The 2,271-nt window shown below is 58.8% G+C and carries 2 rRNA genes (1 of these 2 only partly in view); both read right to left on the bottom strand.

The annotated features are described in order from the left end of the window. Positions 1–234 (bottom strand): 23S ribosomal RNA (locus tag ACZ6O2_RS36305); it reaches 2,977 nt to the left of the window's first position. A gap of 369 nt (positions 235–603) precedes the next feature. Beyond that, positions 604–2,120 (bottom strand): 16S ribosomal RNA (locus ACZ6O2_RS36300). The 16S and 23S rRNA genes sit together here, the layout of an rRNA operon. Positions 2,121–2,271: the final 151 nt, after the last annotated feature.

Below are 2,271 nucleotides of genomic sequence, written 5' to 3'. Positions count from 1 at the left end.
TAATTTGTTTTCTCTTCCTACGGGTACTGAGATGTTTCACTTCCCCGCGTTCCCTCCATACACCCTATGTGTTCAGGTGCAGGTGACACCACATGACTGATGCCGGGTTCCCCCATTCGGACACCCTGGGATCACAGCTCGGTTGACAGCTCCCCCAGGCCTATCGCGGCCTCCCACGTCCTTCATCGGCTCCTGGTGCCAAGGCATCCACCGTTCGCCCTTGACAACTTGACCACAAAGATGCTCGCGTCCACTGTGCAATTCTCAACAAACGACCAACCCACAACCCACAGCCCCACACCAGCATCACCACAGCGACCGGTATGCGAGACCAGGCCATGCCTGGCAGCCCACGAAGCTCCCGCTCCGCACAAGGCTCCGAAAGAAACAACCACCGGTTGTTCTTTCAGGACCCAACAGGGTGCTATACACCAGACCCCAGCCGCATCACATCCATCGTTCCTGCACCCCGAAGGGCGTGTACTAGACATCCGTGACCGTTGCCGGCATCCGACTCGCCAGTGTCTCCGCCATCGAGCACCCCGACCCGACATTCGCAGGTCGCGGGCTCCTTACACCCTTTCAGGTGAAGGTGCTCCTTAGAAAGGAGGTGATCCAGCCGCACCTTCCGGTACGGCTACCTTGTTACGACTTCGTCCCAATCGCCAGCCCCACCTTCGACGGCTCCCTCCCACAAGGGGTTGGGCCACCGGCTTCGGGTGTTGCCGACTTTCGTGACGTGACGGGCGGTGTGTACAAGGCCCGGGAACGTATTCACCGCAGCGTTGCTGATCTGCGATTACTAGCGACTCCGACTTCACGGGGTCGAGTTGCAGACCCCGATCCGAACTGAGACCGGCTTTTTGGGATTCGCTCCACCTCACGGTATCGCAGCCCATTGTACCGGCCATTGTAGCATGCGTGAAGCCCTGGACATAAGGGGCATGATGACTTGACGTCATCCCCACCTTCCTCCGAGTTGACCCCGGCAGTCTTCGATGAGTCCCCGCCATAACGCGCTGGCAACATCGAACGAGGGTTGCGCTCGTTGCGGGACTTAACCCAACATCTCACGACACGAGCTGACGACAGCCATGCACCACCTGTGACCGCCCCCGAAGGACCCGACATCTCTGCCGGTTTTGCGGCCATGTCAAACCCAGGTAAGGTTCTTCGCGTTGCATCGAATTAATCCGCATGCTCCGCCGCTTGTGCGGGCCCCCGTCAATTCCTTTGAGTTTTAGCCTTGCGGCCGTACTCCCCAGGCGGGGCGCTTAATGCGTTAGCTGCGGCACAGGGAACCGGAGAGGCCCCCCACACCTAGCGCCCAACGTTTACAGCGTGGACTACCAGGGTATCTAATCCTGTTCGCTCCCCACGCTTTCGCTCCTCAGCGTCAGTATCGGCCCAGAGACCCGCCTTCGCCACCGGTGTTCCTCCTGATATCTGCGCATTTCACCGCTACACCAGGAATTCCAGTCTCCCCTACCGAACTCTAGCCTGCCCGTATCGACTGCAGGCCCGCAGTTGAGCTGCGGGTTTTCACAGTCGACGCGACAAGCCGCCTACGAGCTCTTTACGCCCAATAAATCCGGACAACGCTCGCGCCCTACGTCTTACCGCGGCTGCTGGCACGTAGTTGGCCGGCGCTTCTTCTGCAGGTACCGTCACTTACGCTTCGTCCCTGCTGAAAGAGGTTTACAACCCGAAGGCCGTCATCCCTCACGCGGCGTCGCTGCATCAGGCTTCCGCCCATTGTGCAATATTCCCCACTGCTGCCTCCCGTAGGAGTCTGGGCCGTGTCTCAGTCCCAGTGTGGCCGGTCGCCCTCTCAGGCCGGCTACCCGTCGTCGCCTTGGTAGGCCATCACCCCACCAACAAGCTGATAGGCCGCGAGCCCATCCCAGGCCGAAAAACTTTCCACCAAACCTCATGCGAAGTAAGGTCCTATTCGGTATTAGCCCCGGTTTCCCGGGGTTATCCCAAAGCCTAGGGCAGGTTGCTCACGTGTTACTCACCCGTTCGCCGCTCGAGTACCCCGAAGGGCCTTTCCGCTCGACTTGCATGTGTTAAGCACGCCGCCAGCGTTCGTCCTGAGCCAGGATCAAACTCTCCAACAAAAACTTTGCTGAAACAGTCATCCCGACAACATGTGTTGCCAAAGGAATCCAAGACCAACAAACCATAAAGGCTTGCCAGCCCGGGGTATCAAACAATTTGGCACTGGCTTATCAAGCACCCTGTTGAGTTCTCAAAGAACAACCACACACC

The organism is Micromonospora sp. NPDC048040 (genome assembly GCF_055587185.1).
This window is presented reverse-complemented; position numbering and strand designations above follow the sequence as displayed.